Origin of the sequence: Enterococcus sp. HMSC076E04, from assembly GCF_001814285.1 — a bacterium.
Classification (GTDB): Bacteria; Bacillota; Bacilli; order Lactobacillales; family Enterococcaceae; genus Enterococcus_B; species Enterococcus_B lactis.
The window spans coordinates 87,655-111,034 of sequence record NZ_KV815632.1 but is presented as its reverse complement, the minus strand read 5'-3'; the positions used below and the strand labels follow the sequence as shown (position 1 = coordinate 111,034).

The window sequence follows — 23,380 nt, the reverse complement described above, 5'->3', positions numbered from 1 at the left end:
AGAAGGACTTCGACAATAGTTACTCAATTTAATAGTTCACCTCACAAAAAAAGAAGACGAAAACTCATCTTCTCATTAATAAAACTCTAAATAATATTTTTCTGTGCCATCTGACCAATATTGCGTAATGATATTATATCCTCTAATATTTGAATTTATGTCTCGTAATTTCTCTTCTCCTGCATAAGAAGCTGCTGCAAAGGTTGAATATTGTGTACCGTTACCGGTATAAGGTACTAGTGGGTACGGTGCTTCTGGCATAGGTATCGGTGTCGTGCTTCCTCCTATTGAACCACTGGAGTTTCCACCTGCAGATCCACCACTCGTGTTGCCTCCTGGAGTGCTTGTGGCTCCTCCTGTATTTGAACCACTTCCTGGATTCGCTGGCGGTGCCACGGGTGTTGTGGGTTGTACTGTAATATTTTCAGTTACATTTTGAACTGGTGTATTCGGTGTTGCAGGAGAAGCTACAGAATCAATTGCTTCAGATTGGGTTTCAGGTACTTCCGTTTGTTTCATTGCTTGATTCGCAACTGCTTGTTCTTCTTGACGTTTGGCTTCTTCAGCAGCCACTCGCTCAGCCTCGGCTTTTTCGTCTGTTGTTATTTTTTCTTCAATAGCTTTTAACGGTTCATTAAACGACTTTCTCGCTTTTTCATTTTTGATCAGTTCCACTTCTTTTTTCGCAGATTCCAATGTTTCTCTGGTTACTTTATCTGTTGGCTTGCCATCTTTGTAAAGTTCTTCGACTACTTTTCGAGCTCTTTCAATTTGGGACAGTTGATTTCCAGCAGCTTCCATTGCTTGGGTAACAATTGAAGTAAACTCATTTTCTTCTAGATTTTCAAGTACAATTTTTTCTTTCTGTTCTTCAATCATTTCACTGTTTAAGTCATCGATAATGATTGCTTCTTCATTGATCTCAGCATTTTCGATATAAGGTGTTGAAAATAAACTGTTTACTGCTTGTGTTTGATCAAAAATTACTTGAACTTCGTTGATTTTCTCGTCTAGCTTCGTAATATCTGCTAGTTCTTTTTGACAAGTTTCTTGGTCTTGTTTTCTTAACGTCTCTACTTTCTTAGCATGGGATTCAGCTTCTGATTTGTATTTTTCAGTCGTCTTCTTCAATGAATCAATCTTCGCTTGAGTTACATCACTGGATAGAAACTGTTTATGCTCATCGGCATATAGACCAGCCATTTCCGTCTCGATTCTTAGCAATTGTTTTTTGTGTGTACTCAATTCACTAGTCACAGCTTCTACTTGTCTACTATAATTTTGCTCATTGATCGTAAAAACAGCCATTCCTCCAGCCACAATAAGTGTGGCACCAACAACACCCCAATGTAATTTTTTCTTCATCTCTTCTCCTTTTTCAGTATATATTTACCTCATTTTCAGTGAGATTTGGTATCATTCAAATTAACATAGCTCTAAAACTTCAAATTCTTTTTACTCACATGGAACTCCTCTCGTTCTTAAAAACAGCATCAGACAACATTCTTTTAGAAATCGTTTTCTATATAGTAGCATGTTCAAGCTTATTCTTTCTTTACAGTTATTTTAAAATACATTCATTTTTTAAAAAGTTAAAACGTTGGAGCGCTCGTAGGACATGTTTTCTATTGGATTGCTCGCAATACATGTTTATTTTTTGTGCCCGATCCCCATAAAAATAAGTTGCTTTATAAAAGCAATACTCCTGTCGAAGGACAACGCCATGTTTATTTCTTACACAAAGTCCTTCAATAATTAAATACGTATATTTCGATATTCTTCTTTCATAGCAAACGTCTAATACGGGGCGAAAAGGCAGATCAGGTCGCTTCAGACGTTCCCGAACTTCCTCATATACTTCATAATCTTTTTGAATCGGACTGGCCGTCAACATCGTAAATCCATAATCACGTCTTAAAATCACCGACAATGGTTCCGAAAACGACACTGCTTCTCTCACCTCTTTTCTGTTTTTCTTAATGATTGGATCAATGAGTCTTCTAAAAATTCTTTTTTCAACTTTTTGTACGCTAGCTGCTGAATGTGTTTGTTGACTGAAATGCGATCCTGTTCGTAACCTGGAAGATATTCATCTTGCATCTCAAAGTATTTCTCTGCCCGATTACGTTCATATTTTTCGACAAAAAAAAGATCCTGTTCTTCAAAAACAAGACCTGACAGCAGCTTTTCAATTTTCAGTAATTCAATATATTTATGAATGAAATTATCAACGGAAAGAATTTCTTCTGGCTGAAACAATTCTAACCGATGTACTCCAAATTCGGTAATTTTCCTCTGCAAAAAAGCATAATCAGGCTCTCTACGATTTTGGTCATAAAAGATATAAAAAGAAGTTTCTGCTTTACGCATTTCTGCTCTTAATAAAGCTTTTATTTTTTCTGCATCAAAATCTACAAAAGACAATTCACTTAACACATGCCGAATCATTTCTTCGTAACGATCCATATATTCGCCAAATCTGATTGGTTCTCCAAGTTGTTCAAAGTTCATCATTATCGTTACTCATCAATAGTTAAACGCCACGCATATTCTTCCCACACTTCTCGCAAAAGCTCTTCATATCGAAGTTCTCTGATTTGATGAAATCTTTTCACCATAATCTGACGGCTATCTCGCAAAGTCATTAAACCATGTATTATTGCTGCATCATCTTCATGGAAACTAGTTTTCCTCGCTTCCCAAAAGTCTTTTAATTGTGAATAAAACAAACAATAATGCTCTTCGTAAACCATTTGATGATCAAATATTTCACCTGTCAGACCTTTTTTCTCTAAGTCAGTCCAAAAATTTTTTTCAAAATCTTCCATTTCCAACTCAAAAATCTCATCAGCCATCAAACTAATTCTTTCTCGTACGTCTCGCATTTTCTCACTCCTGTTCTATTTTATATTTTCATTTATCCTGAAAAAACTTTTTTAACTTATTAATAGCTATTCAAATAAACACCGAAAAAAGCAAGAACTAACATTCTCACTCTGATAAAGATTATTCTCATTGTTCGTTCTCTCTTTTGTTTTTTGAATTAAAAAGAGAATTAGTTCTTTCAATAAAAACTACTAAAAAAGAGATACCCAAAACTGTTTGAAAAATATCTAATAAATAATAGGGTAAGGCTAAAAATATGATTAAACAAGAAAATCCTAGACTATAGACAGTAACTTTAAAATTTGAAAATCTAAACTCAATTTCCTGATCAGTAACCTTATTTTTCCGTATCTGCTAAATATAATAACAGCCATGAAAAAAAGTTAAAGAGAATAAATTTAACATGATCAACATGGCACCTAATAACATAGTCATACTACCAATTATTTGATATATTTTTGCATGTTCAAAATTTAAATCACTTTGCTGAGGAAAATGGAAATTTAAAATAATCAAAACTGTATTTCCCAGTAATACTAAAAAAGCAATTGAAGTCACTGGGGATAAAAATCTCCAGATCCAAACATCATCCGGCTTTAACTTTATCTTAACTTTCATGATTACTGCTACTAAATTAATTAAACTGATACAAAAGCAAAAAATCAACCAAGACCAAACCTCACTACTCATCCCATCATCTCCAATAAAATTTATTATTACTGTCATTTTATCAGAGAATATTAACCATTTTTCACTATGTTTTTATTTAATTATAAATATATGATTCGTTATTTTTCAGACTATTTCATTGTCTTTTATTTCCCATTCAAACCATTCTGCAAAATCTTGTTTGAATCCATCTACTCTATGCTTATTCTGTAAATATGCTTCTTTCTCATTTGTCGGATCTAGATATGTCGGTTTATCTTCTGGACGAGCGTATACCCCAATCCAAGTGACATAATCTCCTTCAAAGTAACCATCCACGATATAGCCCATTTTATTCAAAATAGTGATTACTTTCTGTTTCAACCCTTCACTGTTTGGCGGTGTATAATATTTATACTGCTCTACAAAATTTTTAAAATCTTCAACGACCAGATGAAATTTCTTTCTTAGTTTCATATAGTCAGACCAGACAATTGTATCCCGCCAATTATCTTCTTGTTTCCCTAGAAAAGTTAAAGAGTTGATTCGTTTTATTTCATTGTTGCATGCATCTATTTCAGAAGCTCTTTTCTCAATTATTTTTTTCAAGTATGGCAGGGTCAATTCTTGCGATTCATCTAACGCCTTCACTTTGTTCATCGTGTTTAATAAACGAGTAATGACCTTTTCCAATGTTTCTTTCATCCTAAAACTTTCCCATGTGATTCTTTCAATAAATTTGTGTTCTACCACCTATTTTACCTCCTTTTTTAGAGCTGATATTCTTCTTCCAAGTCAAATTCTTGTTTCATGTAGTTACGAACTTTGCTTTGTGTTTCATTGGTAAATAATAAGTCTTTTGCACTCACACATACCTGTTCAATCATTTCTTCGTGTTTTTCTTTCAATTCAGCAAAATCGATCCGTTCCATCAATTCATTGGTTCCTAAACGAAGATCAATCAGTTTGAGCATTTTTAGCGAAGGCGCAAGATAATTGGAGACCCAGCGCAACGTTTTATCGACGGATGGTTTTTCTCCCTGGACGGACAATTTCAGACCTTTCATTTTGTCTATTACGTCATACCAGGATTTACAGTAAACTTGCATCCCATCTTCTATTTCAAAAACTGTTAATGATTGATTGACTATTTCCTTGACCAACCAATCTAATGTTTCACCACTGGATAAAAAATATTCGACAAATAAAAAAGCTTTCTCGTCAGAAAGCCGAATTTCATATCGATTCTTGATTTCATATTTTTTCCGTGCTTCTTCTACGGAAAGACTTTCTTTTCGTGCTAGTTCAAAATCTTTTTGATAGAAGTTGAAGTATAGCGGAGATTGTCGACTGCCAAAATATAGAGACAAGCCTTTATTGACCATTTGTCCTTTTTCATACGAAAAGCCACCACTAAAATCAAAATTTTTGAATGTGGTATGGACTAATCCTTGCTCCATTTTTTCTTTCAGACTGTAAAGATCAAAATTTTCTTTTCCTTCAACAATCAATTCATCCAGAGCAATATCGATCCGAGTGATTTTTGTATCCACGATAAGATTTTTTCCAAAGATATCATCCTCATACAGCGAACGAAAAAATTCTGTCCAACTTCGGTCATTATCCTCTTCAAAAATTTCTTCCAACTGACGACAGCCTTCACCAGACAGATCCAGCATGATTCCCATATTTATATCTTCTGGATTTCGAAACAATCGAATGGCTCCATAAGAAAAGGTTTCTGTATAATGATAAAATCCACGAGACTCATGTGTGAACCAAGCTTGATCCATATGCAGCAGCTTTTCGATAATCGTTTGAACATCTAAGGTTTTGAATCGAATTCTTAAAAAATCGATCTTGGCTTCTACTGTAGCTTTTCCACCATCTAAATGGAGAACATCAATGATTTTTGCCTCTAACTCTTTGGAAATTAGACGTTTGCCAGATTCGATTTTAGAGATCAAACTACGTTCGATTTCTAGTTTAACTGCTAATTCTTTTTGTTTTAAACCTAATTCTTTTCTAAATCTCTTTAAATCAACACCTCTCACTGTTTTAAACCCTACTTCCAAAAATGTGACAAGATTCCTTAAAAAATGTGACAAAAACCAAAACGCGCAATCCCTTGTGGGACAAGGCTTAAACGTGACTCTTTATAGCGGTAATTAAAATTCTACCCCCATGTTATAAAAAGGGGGGTAGATTGTGTGTGGTGGGACAAGCCCACCACACACAAACCTTGCAGTACTTGGGATATTTGTTACTACTTACGGCTACAAAGAATAGAGGGCGAGCGCTCAGGCGCTGCCCTCTATTCTTTGACCGAAGGACGCAACAATCCCTGGCGACTGCTCGTTTAGCTAAACTTTTTGACATTTGTTAATGACCTATTCATATCCATCCACCTGATACATAGCCAATTTGCCGTTCTATTAATAACCAAATAAAATAGCTCCAAACAACCAGACAATTGTAAAAACAATCCAACTGATACTTCCCACATAAAAGATTTTGTTTTCATCTTCAAACGATTTTGGTATAATTCTATCCAAGATCGTTTTTTGTATTTGAAATAATTTTTTTATAAAAAAGACATGCAAAAAAACCCATATAAAGAATGCAATGATCGGCACTAATCTTATTATTTCTTCAATCATTTAAGAGTTTATCCTCCAATTTTAGTAGCCTTTCTCGGAACTTTGTATTTTCATGTAAGAGATTTTTGGTCAATGTGATTAATTCTTTCATATCTCTTTTATTCTCTTCGTATTCCAATTTTGAAAGTAAAATCTCTTCCCGTTTCTTCTTCTCACGTTCAGACATAAATACTTTTTTCATAGCTTCTTCTAAAGGGATGTTTTCTTCTCTCAATAAAATGAGCTGCTGAAAATCTTCTAGATCAGTTTCTGTAAATACTTTGTAGCTATACACATTTCCAGCAGTATTTTTGGCAGAATCTCGTTTAAACTTTCGATCAGTTACCTTTTCAATTTTGTTTGCCCAATTTTTCATGGAAAATTATTGATGCAGACAGATATTTCACTTGTTTCTTAAACGATTAAAAGTGCTAGAATTTCCAATGGTGTTGGAAATTCTAGCACTTTTTATAAGTATTCTTTTGCTCTCTTTATCCTCAAATAAAGACCGTGACCATACTTCCTACTACGATCAGCAACAAGCCGATAATCGTTAATTTTTTTTCTTTTGGTGTCTTATTTTCATGCAGGATGTACATACCGCCTAATGTAGAGATAACTACGTTTAGCTGTGTAATGATATATGCAGTAGCAACCCCATTTTCATTCGCTGAAAAAATATAAGCCAACGCTGACACACTGAAGATGGCTCCAACTATTGTTGCTTTCCAACTCTTATCTTCAGAAAATGCAGTTGGTTTTCGGAAAATCACATAAATAACTGCCCCTAAAAAGACACCGATCATTTGCGGAAAGAAAATGGAAAGTCCGCTTGCATCAACTAGTTTGGGCAATGCACTGTAAACCCAATAACCAATACTTGTTGATGCTAATAGACTGATTCCTTTTGTGATACCGCCTTTTTTTCCAGGATCATCACTGATTGCCGTTAAAGCAGAACCAAATACAAGAAGAATGATCGCTGCTGCACCAATGATTTTCCCCATACTTCCAGACCATTCTCCAAAAGCGAAGACACCAATCAACGAGGTTCCGACTAACTGTAATGCAGTCGAGATAGGCATCGTTTTAGAAACACCAATCAAGTTGAAAGATGTATACTGTCCTGTTTGTCCAATAACCCAAAATGCACCAGAAAGTAAACTAATCAAAAATGTAGTCACTGAAATACCAGCTGGAGAAGCGAATAATTGAACGAGTAAGCCAACGAGCACCGCTCCAATACCAGTTCCTAATATCTCATTTGTTGGTCTGCCGCCAATCTTTTTCAAAATCAGTGGCTGGATCCCCCACCCAACTGCCGGGATCAATGCAATCAATAAACCCATTTTTATTCACCCTTATCCTTTTCCACCTTGGAAAGAAGGATATAAAGTCATCCCACCATCTGCAAATAGTGTAATACCTGTAACATAACTGGATTCGTCTGAAGCCAACCATGCAGCTGCCGCTGCTATTTCTTTTGGTTCACCTACGCGTCCTAGTGGGATCATACTTTCCAAGAGTTCTTTTTGTTCAGGATCATCAAATTTTGCCGCATTAATAGGTGTACGGATAGCGCCAGGTCCTATACTATTGATTCTGATTCCCTTAGGTGCGTACTCCATTGCTACCGTTTCGGTAAATAATTTTACTCCGCCTTTTGAAGCAGCGTAATGAGCAAATGTTGGCCATGGGATTTGTTCATGAACAGAAGACATATTGATGATATTTCCTTTTTTATCATTCTCTGTAAAATAATTCAAAGCTGCTTTCGTTCCGATAAAAACGCCAGTCAAATTGACTTTTAATACTCTTTCCCAATCTTCAAGGCTAAGTTCATGGGTCGGATGCTGATTTTCCATCCCAGCATTATTAACCCAAATGTTCAGTGTCCCAAAATTTTCTAAAGCCGTATCAAGTAAACGCTGTATTCCTTCTTCAGAACTGACATCTGCTTGTACAGAGACTGCTTTTCCGCCTGCTTCTTCGATTGCTTTGACTGCTTTTTCTGCCCCTTCTTTATCCGAATTATAGTTGACGACTACATTCATTTTTTCTTTCCCGAATCGTTGAGCAATCGCTGTTCCAATCCCTTTTGAGCCGCCAGTTACTACTGCGACTTTGTTTTCTAATTCCTTATACATAGTACCCACTCCTTTTTTATACCTAAACCTGTTATTACGGATAACTTTTATTTCCGCCTTAAAGTGAGTGTACACCAATATATATAGTCTAAAGCAAATGATACGCTCTAGTAATCGTTTTCATCAATTGGCAGCATCCTTCTATTTTTATAAAGAAAGAGGTTGTGACAGAAGTGGTCAGCTTCAAGAAATAAGAAGGAATTTACGAAAATTGCTTCTCAAATTTTTGTGAAATTTCGGCTTATTTCCGAAGAAGCTACTTCTGGAACATCGTTTATTCGGAAAAAGGGCTATGACAAGACTTTTGCCACAGCCCTTTCATGCACTTATTTATCAACCATTTCGTTGTAATTGCTAGTTATGCATAAAGATTAGCTCTCACGGACATTATTTTATTGCTGAGAAAAATATTCAGCTGTTGCTTGTTCATCCTCCTTGAGTTGTTCGATCAATTCCTCTGCACTTGAAAATTTCACTTGATCTCTTAAAAATTGATTCCAACGGACTTTGACGTGCTCGCCATAGATATCTTGATTAAAGTCCAAAATATACAGCTCTACAGTCAGCTCCCGTCCTTCACCGAATGTATCGTTATGTCCAATTGAACCCATGGCTGGATACCAAGTTTCCCCAATTTTTATTTCCGATACATAAACACCTTCTTTAGGTAAATGGACTGTGCTCTTTACTTTGACATTTGCTGTAGGGAATCCTAATAATCTGCCTCGTGCATCGCCATGAACAACTACCCCTTCCACCTCGTATATGCAACCTAATAGTTTTGCCGCTTCTTTTACTTGACCGCTGTCTAGCAATCCTCGAATACGTGTAGAGCTGATTTTTTCGCCTTGTTCTTCTTCTTTAGAGACTGTGACGATTTTGAATCTTCCCTTAGCATATTCAGGAAAATGAGCGACATCTGCAATGTCTTTTGGTCCATAGGTGTAATCAAAACCGGAAACAGCATATTTCGCATGTAATCCTACGATATATTGATCAACAAACTCTTGTGGCGCTAAATGAGCAAAAGAAGAAGTAAAATCGACTTCATATAAATAATCGATACCCAAAGCTGCCATTTTTTCTTCTTTTTGCTTCAGGCTAGTCAAATACTTCACACTGCTAGGATCGATCTTCTTAAAAACAATCGATGGATGTTGATTGAAAGTCATCAATGCTAATTTCAATCCTTCTTTTTGTGCAATTTCCATACCTGTCTTTATGACTTTCTGGTGTCCGATATGCACGCCGTCGAAAAATCCCAGTACTAAAACGACATCGTCTTCTGGAATTTGTTCTGGTTGGTAAGGATGTCTGATCTTGATGATATTCATTCGTTATTCCTCATTTCTCAATACTTTACTAGGTTTTAGTTTATTTTTTTCTTTCGGGTTTGGCTGGTAGATACTTACGACTTTTTCTTTATAAAACAAGGCAATTTCCTCTGAAGGCATTTCTGGGAGCGCAAATACAGTATAATAAAGTCTCATACCGTTTTTTACTTTCTGCCATACCTCATCAGTAATATCTACTCGTTTGAATCGTTCCACTCCTTTTTCAATTGGCAGCAAATACTCATCGATTGTACCGTTTTCTACAGCTTGAGCTACTTCTTCTAATGTTAACGCTTCTTTTTGGGTCATACCGGCACTTGCTGTTCGAGTGAGATCAGACATGTGTGCAGGGTAACCAAGTTTCTTTCCTGTATCCACAGCTAATGTACGGACATAGGTTCCTTTCCCGCATTCTACTTCGAAACGCCAAGAAATGGTTCCTGCCACTTCGTCTCTTGTCAGTTCACTTGTTCGGATAAAACGGTAAATTTGAGCCTTTCTAACAGGCCGCTCCACTGGTTCATTATTCCGTGCATATTCATATAACCGTTTACCGTTTACTTTTACCGCTGAGTACATTGGCGGTATCTGGGTGATCTCACCAATAAATGAAGCCATCACTTCATCTATTTTTTCTTCAGATAAAGACATATCCACTGGTTTTGTTTCTACTCGTTCTCCGGATCGATCTTCCGTCGTTGTACTGAAACCTAGAGTCATCTCGCCCACATAGATTTTCCCAGAATCAGTCAAATATTCGATAACTTTTGTGGCTTTTCCGATACAAATAGGCAATACACCGTCTACATCCGGGTCAAGCGTACCCCCATGTCCGATTTTTTTCGTATGTAAGATTTTTCTTAATTTGAATACGCAATCATGACTTGTCATTCCGCGTTCTTTCCATAAAGGTAATAACCCGTCCATGTCTTTTCTCCATTTCATTTTTGATTTAACTGAATTATTATAACACATTGCATCTATTACTGACGAATTTGACATCATAATGAACGGTTTTTATTTTTCGGCAATAAAAACGTAACAAAATTCATGCTCATGTAAATAGAAACCATGTTATGCTTTTTTTAAAGGAGGGAATAGAATGGAAGATTTTTTCTTTGCACCATTTGATTGGATTTATGGGTGGCTTACAGGTAAATAGATTGGTTCTCACTTCCCAAAAACGAAAAAAAGACTGGTCATTCTTCCAGTCTTTTTTCCGTTTTTTTTATTTATTTTTTCAGTTTCTTGATCAATGTAAAAAAATCTGTTTTTCGGGGTTGATTTTATCACTTTATTGGTCAAGATTTTTCCATTTCCAATCCAATACTTCTGGCAGATCAATACCATTTTCACGAATATAGTTTTGATGTTCTTGTAATTTCTGATCCATTTTTTTTGCAAAATCTTCTGCTTGACTTCCTTTGATTTTTAAAGCTGCATCTTTTGCCAAATGATAACGGTCAAGTTCATTTACCACACGCATGTCAAATGGTGTCGTGATATCTCCGTTTTCTTTGTAGCCATGAATCATTAAATGATGGTTATGACGATCAAAGAAAATCGTGCGGACCAATGTTTCATAACCGTGGAAAGCAAATAAGATCGGTTTGTCTTTTGTAAAATATTGGTCAAATTCTTCATCGCTCAACCCACGCGGATCTTGACTTGGATGACGTAATTTCAATAAATCTACAACATTGATGAACCGGATTTTTAGTTTTGGGAATTCTTCCAGCAGCAAAGTCACAGCTGCTAATGCTTCTAAGTTAGATTCCGTTCCTGCAGCAGCAATGACCAATTCAGGTTCCTCCTCTTTTGCTGTCGAAGCCCAATCAATGATTTTCAAGCCTTCATTCACTAAGACGGCTGCTTCTTCTGCTGAGTAAAATTGAGCACGCGGATGTTTGGAAGAGATGATCAAATTGATTTTTTCTGACGAGCGGAATGCTTTATCCATGACTGCGAGCAATGTATTTGCATCCGCAGGCAGATATTCACGGATGAACTCCGCCTTCTTTTCTGCCAAATGTGTCAATATTCCTGGATCTTGGTGGCTATATCCATTGTGATCTTGCTGGAAGACTGTTGAGCTTGCAATGAGATTCAGCGAAGGATAATCATTTCGCCAAGAAAGGTCATGTGATTTCCGCATCCATTTGAAGTGCTGAGTCAACATAGATTCAACCACTCGCAAGAATGATTCGTAACTTGCAAAAAAACCATGCCGTCCAGTCAGAACGTACCCTTCTAAGAACCCTTCATCTTGGTGTTCCGATAATTGACTGTCGATGACGCGACCAGATGGCGAAAGCCATTCATCATTTTCTGGTTCGATTTTTTCCATCCATTGGCGATTTGTCGTTTTGAAAACTTGATTCAATCGGTTCGATTTTGTTTCATCTGGACCAAATATACGGAAATTTTCTGGATTTTTCTCAATGATCTCGCGAACGAATTTACCAAGTTCGGTCATATCTTCTGCTTTAACGGAGCCCGGTTGTTCAAATTGCAAAGTATATTTTTTCCAATCTGGCATAATAAGCGGTTTTGGATCGATTCCGCCATTGGTGATAGAATTTTTTGCCATTCTTTGGTCACCAGTGGGCGCAATTTCTCTGATTTCTTCTAAAATACGTCCTTGTGCATCAAATAATTTTTCTGGTTCATAGGATTTCAACCAACGGAGTAAAGCATCTGCATGATCCATATGTTCTTGATCTACAGGAATCGGTACTTGGTGTGCTCGGAAGGTTCCTTCAATTGGCTCCCCGTCCCATTCTTCTGGACCGGTCCATCCTTTTGGTGTGCGTACGATCAATACTGGCCATTTTGGCATCACGACGTCTGTCGCTGTCTTCAGGCGAGCTTCTTTTTGGATGGATTTGATTTTCTCGATTGCTTGATCCATTTTTTCAGCCATAACAGGATTTAATTTTTCTGGATCATTTCCTTCAATAAAGAAAGGTTCCCAGCCAAGTCCGTTAAAGTAATTTGCTAATTCTTCATCTGATTTACGTGCCAAGATCGTTGGGTTGGCTATTTTAGCACCATTTAAATGAAGGATTGGTAAAACAGCTCCATCTATCACCGGATTGATAAAGACATTTGAGAACCAGCTTCCAGCTAAAGGACCGGTTTCTGCTTCACCATCACCAATCACGACAGCAGAGATTACTTCAGGATTGTCTAATACAGCTCCGACTCCATGTGAAAGAGAGTATCCAAGCTCTCCCCCTTCATGGATAGAACCTGGTGTTTCTGGTGCTGCATGAGAAGCAATGCCTCCAGGAAATGAAAATCGCTTGAATAATTTTTGCATTCCTGTCTCATCTTCCGTTACTTCTGGATAGATCTCTGTGTAACTTCCATCTAAATAAGCATTCGATACCATGACTTGTCCGCCGTGTCCTGGCCCTTCGATATAAAACATGTTCAAATCATATTTATTGATGACTCGGTTCAAATGGACATAAATAAAATTTTGGCCAGGAATCGTTCCCCAATGACCGATTGGATGTTTTTTGACATCTTCTGGTTTCAATGTACGTCTCAGTAAGGGATTATCTTTAAGATAAATTTGCCCGACAGAAAGATAATTGGCAGCACGCCACCAAGCCGTCATTTTATCAAAGTATTCTTTACTAGAATAATCCATACGTAACACTCCTTTTCATTATTACTCTTATTCTAGCGCAGATACTCCTAATTGAAACCTAATAAGCACTTCTGTTCATTTGCTTGGATTTTATATCTTGTCAATAACTCCAACGTGATTTTTCTTTTAACTGGTGGCAGACCGACAAATTCAAACTTTTATGGTGCAGGTTCCACTGATCTTCTAGTTACTTGGCTATATAACCTGACTGTCACTACAATGGATTACAATCTAGCTTCCGTCATCGGTATCTTGATCTTTATCTATATGCAAAAATTTATATACTATAGAAAAAAGAAAGTCGAATTTTTTACTTTTCTTTTTCTCTTTTTTGGTTAACTGACACGCCGCAAGACTAAAGTCATGGAACTCTTAAGTAATACGTCTTAATGAAAACAAAAAAATCCCGCAACCCCTGATTTCACAGGATTTGCAGGATTTTTTGATTAGTCTTTGTTCAAGTCACGAAGTAATTCATCGATATGGTTGCCATAGACAACTGATTCATCTAATTCAAAGGACAACTCAGGTGTTTTGTAAATACTTAGATTGTGCCCTAGCTCTCGACGAATCAATCCTGATGCTTTATCCAATCCTTCTTGTGCTTTTTTCTTTTCAGATGCTAAATCAGAAAGGATGCTGTAATAGATTGTTGCTTGTTGAAGATCGCCTGTTACGTGTACATCAGTGATCGTTACATCTTGCACACGAGGATCTCTTACTTTTTTACGTAGGATCGCATTGACTTCTTTTAAGATTTCTTGACCGACTCGGCGGTCACGATAGTTAGCCATAATGATTGGCCTCCTTTTATCAGTTTTTAGTCATTTTTGACTTCTTCCATGATAAATCCTTCAATTACGTCATCTACTTTGATGTCATTGAATTTTTCAATCATAGCACCGCATTCATAGCCCATTTTGACTTCTTTTACGTCATCTTTGAAACGTTTCAAACTTGCCAATTGGCCTTCGTAGATAACGATACCGTCACGAATCACACGGACACCGCTGTCTCTGCGGATATAGCCTTCTGTTACATAAGCACCAGCGATCGTGCCGACTTTGGATACTTTGAATGTTTCACGTACAATCATTTGACCAGTGATTTTTTCTTCAAATTCAGGATCTAGCATTCCTTTCATCGCTGTTTCGATTTCATCAATAGCTTTGTAAATGATACGGTGTAAACGAATGTCTACTTCTTCAGCTTCTGCTTGCGCTTTTGCTTGAGGTGTAGGACGGACGTTAAATCCAATGATGATTGCATTACTTGCTGCTGCAAGTGTTACGTCACTTTCATTGATTGCACCTACCGCTGAATGGACGATTTTCACACGTACGCCTTCAACTTCGATTTTTTTCAGCGAGGCAGCTAATGCTTCTGCTGAACCTTGAACGTCGGCTTTGATAATGACGTTAACTTCTTTCAACTCGCCTTCTTTCAAGCTTTCAAACAAGTTGTCCAAGGTTACACGGCTGCTTGCAGCACGGTTTTCCAATAATGCACGTTTTGCGCGTTCTTCACCCGCTGCACGTGCTGTCTTTTCGTCTTCGAAGACTACGAAACGGTCACCTGCTTGAGGTACATCATTCAAGCCAGTGATTTCTACTGGCGTTGCAGGTCCTGCTTCTTTATCGCGACGGCCAAGATCGTTTGTCATTACACGGACACGTCCGTAAGTATTACCGACAACGATTGGGTCACCCACATGAAGTGTTCCTTCTTGGACAAGTAAGGTTGACACAGGACCTTTACCTTTATCAAGACGTGCTTCGATCACTGTTCCGATTGCGCGTTGTGTTGGATCTGCTTTTAAATCTTCTACTTCTGCGACTAACAGGATCATTTCCAGCAATTCTTCGATGTTTTGGCCGAATTTCGCTGAGATCTCAACAAAGATCGTTTCGCCACCCCATGCTTCAGGAATTAACTCATACTCACTTAATTCTTGCATAACATGTTGAGGGTTTGCACCTGGTTTATCAATTTTGTTTACAGCGACGATAATTGGAACGCCTGCTGCTTTGGCATGGTTGATTGCTTCAACGGTTTGCGGCATGACACCGTCATCTGCAGCGACAACTAAAATCGTGATATCTGTGATACTTGCTCCACGTGCACGCATACTTGTAAAGGCCGCATGTCCTGGTGTATCCAAGAAAGTGATTGGTTTGCCATCAATATCAATCTGATAGGCACCGATATGCTGTGTGATTCCGCCGGCTTCGCCGCTTGTTACACGTGAATGGCGCAATGTATCCAATAAGGTTGTTTTCCCGTGGTCTACGTGTCCCATAATCGTTACTACTGGCGGACGTGAGACTAATTTGTCTGGATCAACTTCTTCTGACTCGAAGAATTTATCGATATCTGCAATATCAACTTGGACTTTTTCTTGTGGTTCCATACCATAGTCCGTGGCTAACAGTTCAATCGTATCTTTATCCAGTGCTTGGTTTTGATTGACCATGACGCCAAGCATAAATAATTTTTTAATGATTTCTGCTGGCTCACGATGAATTTTTTTCGCGATGTCTGCTACGTTCATGCCTTCAGTATACTCTAATACATCTGGCAATTCACGGAATTTGCGTGGTGGTACAGCTGGCTTAGTTGATTGTTGCTGTTTGCCTTTTTTACCCTTTTTATTATAACGATTACGGTTGTTATTATTAAATTTGCCGCGATTGTTATTGTTTGGTTTGTTGTTGGTACGGTTTTGATTGCCGCCTTGGCTCGTTCCTGGACGATTTTGACTGCTAGTATTCCCCGTATTATTTTGGTTTGTTGTTGGTTTTTTTCCTTGATTCACTTGACCGCTCCCTTGACCGCGATCTTGATAACTGCGGTTATTTTTATTTTTTTGTTGATTATTTATTGCTTCTTTTTTACGTTGATCGTTCGGCTGTTGATTGGCTGGTTTTCTGCTTGCTTGTTGTGCAGCTTGTTGTTTCGTGCTTGGGTTTTTGAACGCTTGTTGCAATTTCTTCTCATCACTGCTAGTAATCGCACCCATATGGTTTTTCACATCGATGCCAAGTTGTTGTGCTTTTTCCACGACATCTTTACTAGATTTTTTGAGTTCTTTTGCTAATTCATAGATTCTTTTATTGCCCATGCAATCACCTTCCTAACCTTCAATTAGCTCCTTGGTCTTCTTCGCAAATCCGGCATCCATTATTCCGAATACCTTGCGAGGTTTTCCGATCATCTGCGTGATTTCTGCTTCAGAAAATAGCTCAAAGCAAGGAACTTCATAGTATGAACTCTTATCTTTTATCTTTTTTCTTGTATTCTCACTTGCATCTGTTGCCACAAACACCAATTTTGCTTTTTGTTTGCGGATTTCAGCAATGGTCAGTTCTTCGCCCGTGATCAGTTTTCCCGCGCGCATCGCCAGACCCATGAGATTCATGGCTTTTTGCCGATTGACTGTGTTCATTTTCCAAATAACTCTTTACGTGCTTTTTGGTGAGTGACATAGTCAAGTAGTTCTTGATAAAACTCATCTGTTAAAGTTGTTTCGAGTACTCGATCGAGAATTTTTTTATCCCAAGCTTGTTGTACTTCTTCCGGCTCAAGTGAGACATACGCTCCTCGTCCAGGCATTTTTCCAGTTGGATCGATCGATACTTCCCCTTCTTTTGAACGGGTGATTCGGACCATCTCTTTTTTAGGTTTCATTTCACCTGAAACCACAGATTTGCGTAAAGGAATTTTCCTTTGTTTCATCTCTTTGCCTCCTTACTAAAGTTAAGCTTCTGGTTTTTCTTCGACCGTTTCATTATTGAACGCAATTGCTTCATACTCATCGTCTGTCAAATCTGACTGAACGATTGCTTCGTCATGCAATTCTTCTGTTTCGTTTTGTTGTTCTTGTTTTTCATAAAATTCCGCCATATCAGATTCTGATTTGATATCGATTTTATGGTTAGTCAATTTAGCAGCTAAACGTGCGTTTTGTCCACGTTTACCGATTGCTAACGATAATTGATAGTCTGGAACGACAACTGTGCAAGCTTTAGGATTGGTTTCATCAAAAATCACATCCATGACTTGTGCAGGATTCAATGCATTTGCAATGAATACAGCTGGATCTTCATTCCATTCAACGATATCCATGTTTTCACCTTTTAATTCATTGACGATTGCTTGGACACGTTGTCCTTTTGGTCCAACACATGTACCGACTGCGTCAATGTTCTGATCGTTTGAACGGACAGCTACTTTTGATCGATCGCCGGCTTCACGAGCAATGCTGACGATTTCAACGATTCCATCATAAACTTCTGGGACTTCTTGCTCAAATAAGCGACGCAATAGATCCGGATGGCTGCGGCTAACAAATACTTGCGGACCTTTAGACGTATTTTCTACTCGAGAAACATAGACTTTGATACGATCGTGAGGTTGGTAAAATTCGTTTGGCATTTGATCTTGTTTAGAAAGAACTGCTTCTATTTTGCCAAGGTTGACATAAATATAACGTTTATCCTGACGTTCAACGATTCCTTGCATGATGTCTTTTTCATAAGCACTGAATTCGTTATAAATGATCGTTCTTTCTGCTTCACGTACACGCTGCAAGATAACTTGTTTAGCTGTTTGCGCAGCGATCCGCCCAAAATCTTTTGGTGTGACTTCAAAACGGATCGTATCACCGATCTCATATGCTGGATTAATCAAAAGTGCATCTTTCAATGAGACTTCCAACTGTGAATCCATCACTTCTTCCGTTACTTCTTTTACTGCATAGACATGGATCTTTCCTTTTATCTGATCAAATTCCACTTCGACATTTTGTGCTTGGCCATAGTGGCGTTTGTATGCAGAAACCAATGCTGCTTCTAAAGCATCGATCACGATTTCTTTTGAGATCCCTTTTTCAGCTTCTAAAGCGTCTAACGCATTTAACATTTCTTTACTCATTTTTTCTGATTCCTCTCCGTGATTAAAATTGGATAGCTAAGCGAGCTTTTGCAATATTTTTTCGGTCAAAAGTCAATTCTTTTTCTCGTGTTTTTATGCGTATTTTCAATGTAAGCTGTTCAGCATCAAATGATTGAAGAAATCCTTCGTATTGTTTTTCGCCATCTACTGGTTGGTATAAGGATACATGGACATAATCGCCAAGTGCCTTTTCATAGTCGCTTTCTTTTTTCAATGGCCGCTCTGCTCCAGGGGAGGATACCTCCAGGAAATAAGCTTGAGGAATCGGATCTGGATCTGCTGCATCAAGTTTTTCGCTCAGTTTCTCACTGACAAAGGCACATTCTTCGATATCGATTCCGCCTTCTTTGTCAATAAATACTCGTAAGAACCAGCTTTTTCCTTCTTTTACAAATTCGACTTCGACAAGTTCAAAATGTTGTTCATCTAAAATCGGTGTCACCATTTCCGTGACTGTTTCAACGACGCTACTCAAAAGTTTCGCCTCCTTAAAAATTAAGTGCGTAATTCCATTAAAAAGAGTGAGCGAAAAATCCGCTCACTCACAGTTAGTATCATTACCTATAAAAACTATACCATACTCTGCTTAAAATTACAAGCAGACAAGATAACAGATGCTTATAACATATCGAATAACGATAATTGGTTTTCGTCTGGTAAATCCTTCAATACACCATTATCGTTCATATATTCGATCAATGTTTTTGAAACTTTCCCGCGAGTAGCAAGATCTTCTTTAGATAAAAATGGACCATCTTTTCTTGCCTCAACGATTTGTTTTGCTACATTGGTTCCCAAACTAGGGACAGCTCTAAATGGCGCAATCAACGTATCTCCTTCGATAACAAAATTAACTGCATCCGATTTGTACAGATCGATCATCCCAAATTTGTATCCTCGTTCTAACATTTCATTGGCTAACTCTAGCACGGTCAGCTGATTTTTTTCTTTTACGGAAGCATCTAGCCCTTTGTCCGTGATTTCTTTCATTGCTTGCTTCACAGCATCTTTTCCTTTGCACATGGAGACTAGATCAAAATCATCTGCACGTACAGAAAAGTATGCACAGTAATACAAAATAGGGAAATATACTTTGAAATAAGCAACACGAAGAGCCATCAATACATAAGCTGCAGCATGGGCTTTCGGAAACATATACTTGATCTTCGAACAAGAGTCGATATACCAATCAGGCACATTATTTTCTTTCATCGCGGATAGATAGGTTTCTCTCAATTCATCAGGAATCTTGTTCCATTGTCCTTTACGAACAGTTTCCATGATCTTAAATGCCATCCCGCTGTCTAATCCAGCATGAATCAAATAAACCATGATATCATCACGACAGCCGATTACTTCCGCCAATGTCGCATCCCCACGTCGAATCAATTCTTCGGCATTTCCTAACCATACATCTGTACCATGAGATAGTCCGGATATTTGAAGTAGTTCTGCAAAAGTTGTAGGATGTGTTTCTTCTAACATTCCTCGAACAAAACGAGTGCCGAATTCTGGAATACCTAATGTTCCTGTTTTAGAATAAATCTGTTCCTGGGTTACCCCTAGTACTTCAGGGCCAGCAAATATCCGCATCACTTCCGGGTCATCTGTGGGAATCGTTTGTGGATCAATCCCTGATAAATCTTGAAGCATCCGTATAACAGTTGGGTCATCGTGTCCTAGAATATCCAATTTCAATACATTATCGTGAATTGAGTGGAAATCAAAATGGGTCGTTTTCCATTCCGAATTTTGATCGTCTGCTGGATATTGGATCGGCGTAAAATCGTAGACATCCATATAATCTGGAATAACGATGATCCCCCCAGGATGCTGACCAGTTGTCCGTTTGACTCCTGTTGCACCCTTTGCCAATCTGTCGACTTCTGCACTTCGAAACTGCAGATTATTGTCCCTTTCATAACCTTTTACATACCCATATGCTGTTTTATCGGCGACTGTACCAATCGTTCCGGCACGGTAAACATAGTCTTCACCAAACAATACTTTCGTATAGTTATGTGCTTCTGCTTGATAATCACCTGAGAAGTTCAAATCAATATCGGGCACTTTGTCTCCATGGAATCCTAAAAATGTCTCAAATGGGATATCATGACCATCTTTATTTAAGCGTGCACCACATTTTGGACATTGTTTTTCTGGCATATCAAATCCAGAACCGTATGTGCCATCTTCAAAGAACTCGGAATATTGGCACTCTGGACAGTAATAATGGGGAGCTAAAGGATTCACTTCAGTGATCCCAGTCATCGTTGCAACAAAGCTAGAGCCAACAGAGCCACGTGAACCTACTAGATAGCCATCTTCATTACTTTTATGCACAAGTTTTTGGGCGATCAGATAAATAACCGAGAAGCCATTACCATTAATAGAATTCAACTCTTTTTCTAATCGTTTTTGAATAATTTCAGGTAACGGATCTCCGTACATTTGTTTTGCTTTTGTGTAACTCAATTCTGATATCTCATCTTCTGAACCTGGAATCTTCGGTGTATAAAGCTCATCTTTGACTGGAATCACTTCTTCGCAGATATCTGCGATTTTATTCGTATTATCCACTACGATCTCTTTTGCTGTTTCTTCCCCCAAAAAGTGAAAAGCGGTGAGCATCTCATCGGTTGTTCGGAAATGGACATCTGGCAAACTATGACGATTCAACGGATTCGCTCCGCCCATAGAATTGATCAAAATTTTTCGGTAAATGGCATCTTCTTCGTTGAGATAATGAACGTTGCCTGTTGCAACAACGATTTTATCCAAACTTTTTCCGATTTCTACTAAGTTTTGGATAATTTCTTCCAAATCATGTTCATTTTTTACCAATTCTTGCTCGATCAAAGGTGCATAGACTGCTTTTGGCATAACTTCAATATAATCGTAGAATTTTGCTCTGTTTCTTGCCTCTTCTACCCCTTTTTGCATCATGGCTTCGAAGATTTCTCCCTTATCACAAGCTGAGCCGATCAATAGATTTTCCCGCATCTTTTTCAATTGGGAGCGTGGTATTCGCGGGACACGTTCGAAGTATTCGACATTCGACATTGAAATCAGTTTGAACAAATCTTTCAGTCCTGCCTGATTCTTTGCTAAAATCGTTACATGGAAAGGTCGGGCTCGTTTGTAAGAATCTCCTTCTCCGATATGCTCATTTAGCTGATCATGATAAAGCATGTGATGATTGTCCATTGCCTCTTTCACAAAGATCCAAGCTAAATGACCTGTTGCTTCAGCATCATAGATTGCTCGGTGATGCTGTTCCAAGCTGACACCAAATTTTTTGGATAACACACCTAATCCGAAACGTTTGAATTGCGGATATAGATATCTGGCTAATTCTAAGGTATCAATAACTGGATTGGCTGCTTCAGGAATGCCATATCTTGCGTAGCTAGTATTCAAGAATCCCATATCAAAAGCCGCGTTGTGGGCTACCAGAATTGTACCTTTTGAAAATTCAAGGAACATCCGCAAGACTTCTTCTTCTGACTTCGATCCTCGAACCATTTCATCTGTAATACCTGTCAAATCCACCGTTGTTCGGGATAAAGGATGTCCTGGATCGATAAATTCATCAAAGCTTTCGATCACATTTCCTTTGTACATTTTGACTGCAGCGAGCTCGATAATGGTATCGTATACCGCAGACAATCCTGTCGTTTCCACGTCAAATACGACATATGTGGCTTCGTTCAATGCTTCATGCGCATCATTATAAGCAATAGGTACACCATCATCTACGACATTCGCTTCCACACCGTATAAGATTTTCACGCCTGCTTTTTTCCCGGCACTATGAGCTTCTGGAAAGGCTTGTGCGCCACCATGGTCTGTAATGGCGATGGCACGGTGTCCCCATTTTCCTGCTTGTGCCACCAGATCAGAAATGCTATTCGTTGCATCCATCGTACTCATATTGCTGTGAACATGAAGTTCTACCCGTTTTTCCCCTTCAGGAGCATAATCTTTACGAGGGGTATGTTTGACTTCAACGATATCTTGGGCATTCATGACCAAATCACGGACAAACGTATCTTCTTGGATACTTCCACGTACCTTTAGCCAACTGCCGACACTGATCGCATCAAATATCTGTTCATCTTTTTCGCCATTTGAGAATTTTTTGACGATAAATGATGAAGTATAATCTGTGATTTTCAAAGTCAAGATCTTGCGTTTTGAGCGTAGTTCTCTGACTTCTTTATCGAACACATACCCTTCAAGAGTGACTCGCCGTTCTTCTTCGACGATATTGATCATTGGTGTTGTGGGCTCATCTGCTGGAATATTTCGTCCTAGCTGGATGGGTCCTTCAAGAGCTGGTGACTGTTCTTTTCTTTCTTTTTTCTTTTGCTCATGAACAACTAGACTTTCAGCTGCTTGCTTCATAAAGGCTTCTGCCTGTTCTTGTTTACGTTCTTCAAAAAGTTTCAATACACGTTCCGCTTGCTGCTCATCCACTTCTGGTTCGATACGAAATTTCGGGAATCCGTAACTGACGAACAACTCTTCTACTAACGGTAAGTATTGCTGTTTCAAATATGAAATAGCCCCTGTACTGTCGATTGGCAAGATGACTTTACGATCTTTTATCACAGGTACTTGCGTTTTCAATACTTGCTGTGCTAGTGGTGTATCGCATTGCTGATTTTCCAAAGCTTGGGCCCAGTAATCTTGCAAGAGCTGTTCATCGAATGTCTGGTCATCTGCTAAGATGTTCAATTTGACTTGTGCAATCTCTTTAAAAGCGACAGTCAGATGCTGAGCCAATGACCGATACAGCATAATAGGCAAAATTTTAGAAAAATGCAGCGTAAATTCCCATAAACGCGATTTACGATGGACCACTACACTATCCATTTCACCAGCAGTAAGCAGTGGATGATTTTTTTCTGCTTCCTCTAGTTGGATTTGTTCCAACAGTTTTTCAAATAAATCTCGTTTTTCTGACAAAGATATACGCCCTTTCTGATGAGAAACTATGCAATTGATTACATCGTATCCTCTTCTTTTTCAGTACCTTTTAGTATACTCGTTTTTTCTGAGTTTTACATTAAAAAATTGGAACTGTGATTCACATCACAGTTCCAATTTTAA

22 protein-coding genes are annotated in these 23,380 nt (G+C 38.2%); 1 reads left to right on the top strand and 21 read right to left on the bottom strand.

The annotated features are described in order from the left end of the window. Positions 1–75 precede the first annotated feature (75 nt). The 14 genes from HMPREF2961_RS13140 to HMPREF2961_RS13075 all read right to left on the bottom strand — a co-directional run bounded on the left by HMPREF2961_RS13140 (position 76) and on the right by HMPREF2961_RS13075 (position 13,312). Entirely contained in the window at positions 76–1,365 is a 1,290-nt protein-coding gene (locus HMPREF2961_RS13140) for a hypothetical protein (RefSeq protein WP_070704999.1), read from the bottom strand. Between the two features lie 196 nt (positions 1,366–1,561). Further along, the gene (locus HMPREF2961_RS13135) at positions 1,562–1,924 is read right to left on the bottom strand and encodes a hypothetical protein (RefSeq protein WP_227326664.1); all 363 of its coding nucleotides are present in this window, start codon (positions 1,922–1,924) and stop codon (positions 1,562–1,564) included. 32 nt (positions 1,925–1,956) lie between these two features. Next, complete coding sequence (locus HMPREF2961_RS13130; RefSeq protein ID WP_083314233.1) at positions 1,957–2,514, bottom strand: hypothetical protein; 558 nt, start codon at positions 2,512–2,514, stop codon at positions 1,957–1,959. A 5-nt stretch (positions 2,515–2,519) separates the two neighbouring features. Then, a complete protein-coding gene (locus HMPREF2961_RS13125) occupies positions 2,520–2,855 on the bottom strand; it encodes a hypothetical protein (protein WP_237539380.1) in 336 nt (111 codons plus the stop codon). Positions 2,856–3,240: 385 nt separating this feature from the next. Beyond that, a complete protein-coding gene (locus HMPREF2961_RS13120; RefSeq protein ID WP_002314824.1) occupies positions 3,241–3,612 on the bottom strand; it encodes a hypothetical protein in 372 nt (123 codons plus the stop codon). Positions 3,613–3,681: 69 nt separating this feature from the next. Continuing rightward, positions 3,682–4,287 (bottom strand): Phi-29-like late activator, encoded by a 606-nt coding sequence (locus HMPREF2961_RS13115; RefSeq protein WP_070704993.1) that lies wholly within the window; start codon positions 4,285–4,287, stop codon positions 3,682–3,684. 17 nt (positions 4,288–4,304) lie between these two features. After that, positions 4,305–5,588, bottom strand: a complete 1,284-nt coding sequence (locus HMPREF2961_RS13110) for an XRE family transcriptional regulator (RefSeq protein WP_002314822.1) — start codon at positions 5,586–5,588, stop codon at positions 4,305–4,307. 381 nt (positions 5,589–5,969) lie between these two features. Further along, entirely contained in the window at positions 5,970–6,194 is a 225-nt protein-coding gene (locus HMPREF2961_RS13105) for a hypothetical protein (protein ID WP_002314821.1), read from the bottom strand. Then, positions 6,187–6,549 carry a hypothetical protein gene (locus HMPREF2961_RS13100; protein WP_002314820.1) on the bottom strand — a complete coding sequence of 121 codons (363 nt, stop codon included), beginning with the start codon at positions 6,547–6,549 and terminating at the stop codon, positions 6,187–6,189. The genes HMPREF2961_RS13105 and HMPREF2961_RS13100 overlap by 8 nt, the downstream gene beginning before the upstream one ends. A gap of 121 nt (positions 6,550–6,670) precedes the next feature. Continuing rightward, positions 6,671–7,522: a GRP family sugar transporter gene (locus HMPREF2961_RS13095; RefSeq protein ID WP_002288523.1), complete on the bottom strand. Its 852-nt coding sequence runs from the start codon at positions 7,520–7,522 to the stop codon at positions 6,671–6,673. Positions 7,523–7,534: 12 nt separating this feature from the next. After that, positions 7,535–8,320 (bottom strand): glucose-1-dehydrogenase, encoded by a 786-nt coding sequence (locus HMPREF2961_RS13090; protein ID WP_002314819.1) that lies wholly within the window; start codon positions 8,318–8,320, stop codon positions 7,535–7,537. 392 nt (positions 8,321–8,712) lie between these two features. Then, complete coding sequence (gene ribF / locus HMPREF2961_RS13085) at positions 8,713–9,654, bottom strand: riboflavin biosynthesis protein RibF (protein WP_002314817.1); 942 nt, start codon at positions 9,652–9,654, stop codon at positions 8,713–8,715. Positions 9,655–9,657: 3 nt separating this feature from the next. Continuing rightward, entirely contained in the window at positions 9,658–10,581 is a 924-nt protein-coding gene (gene truB / locus HMPREF2961_RS13080; RefSeq protein ID WP_002314816.1) for a tRNA pseudouridine(55) synthase TruB, read from the bottom strand. 367 nt (positions 10,582–10,948) lie between these two features. After that, on the bottom strand, positions 10,949–13,312 hold the full coding sequence (locus HMPREF2961_RS13075; protein WP_070704990.1) for a phosphoketolase family protein: 2,364 nt from the start codon (positions 13,310–13,312) through the stop codon (positions 10,949–10,951). A 114-nt stretch (positions 13,313–13,426) separates the two neighbouring features. Here HMPREF2961_RS13075 and HMPREF2961_RS15950 point away from each other — a divergent pair, with 114 nt between their 5' ends. Then, positions 13,427–13,651 (top strand): hypothetical protein, encoded by a 225-nt coding sequence (locus HMPREF2961_RS15950; protein ID WP_002314814.1) that lies wholly within the window; start codon positions 13,427–13,429, stop codon positions 13,649–13,651. A 107-nt stretch (positions 13,652–13,758) separates the two neighbouring features. Here the strand turns inward: HMPREF2961_RS15950 and rbfA are convergent, their stop codons facing one another. The 7 genes from rbfA to HMPREF2961_RS13040 form a co-directional block, all read right to left on the bottom strand. Further along, positions 13,759–14,106: a 30S ribosome-binding factor RbfA gene (gene rbfA, locus HMPREF2961_RS13070; protein ID WP_002308906.1), complete on the bottom strand. Its 348-nt coding sequence runs from the start codon at positions 14,104–14,106 to the stop codon at positions 13,759–13,761. Between the two features lie 26 nt (positions 14,107–14,132). After that, positions 14,133–16,433, bottom strand: coding sequence for a translation initiation factor IF-2 (infB, locus tag HMPREF2961_RS13065; RefSeq protein WP_070704987.1), 2,301 nt, complete (start codon positions 16,431–16,433; stop codon positions 14,133–14,135). Between the two features lie 12 nt (positions 16,434–16,445). After that, positions 16,446–16,757, bottom strand: coding sequence for a YlxQ-related RNA-binding protein (locus HMPREF2961_RS13060; protein WP_002314812.1), 312 nt, complete (start codon positions 16,755–16,757; stop codon positions 16,446–16,448). After that, a complete protein-coding gene (rnpM, locus tag HMPREF2961_RS13055) occupies positions 16,754–17,047 on the bottom strand; it encodes an RNase P modulator RnpM (RefSeq protein ID WP_002288501.1) in 294 nt (97 codons plus the stop codon). Before rnpM ends, HMPREF2961_RS13060 begins: the two co-directional genes overlap by 4 nt. A 21-nt stretch (positions 17,048–17,068) precedes the next feature. Beyond that, entirely contained in the window at positions 17,069–18,244 is a 1,176-nt protein-coding gene (nusA, locus tag HMPREF2961_RS13050; protein WP_002314811.1) for a transcription termination factor NusA, read from the bottom strand. Positions 18,245–18,266: 22 nt separating this feature from the next. Further along, positions 18,267–18,740 (bottom strand): ribosome maturation factor RimP, encoded by a 474-nt coding sequence (gene rimP, locus HMPREF2961_RS13045; protein WP_002308902.1) that lies wholly within the window; start codon positions 18,738–18,740, stop codon positions 18,267–18,269. Between the two features lie 143 nt (positions 18,741–18,883). Beyond that, positions 18,884–23,236 carry a PolC-type DNA polymerase III gene (locus HMPREF2961_RS13040; protein WP_002314810.1) on the bottom strand — a complete coding sequence of 1,451 codons (4,353 nt, stop codon included), beginning with the start codon at positions 23,234–23,236 and terminating at the stop codon, positions 18,884–18,886. Positions 23,237–23,380 lie beyond the last annotated feature (144 nt).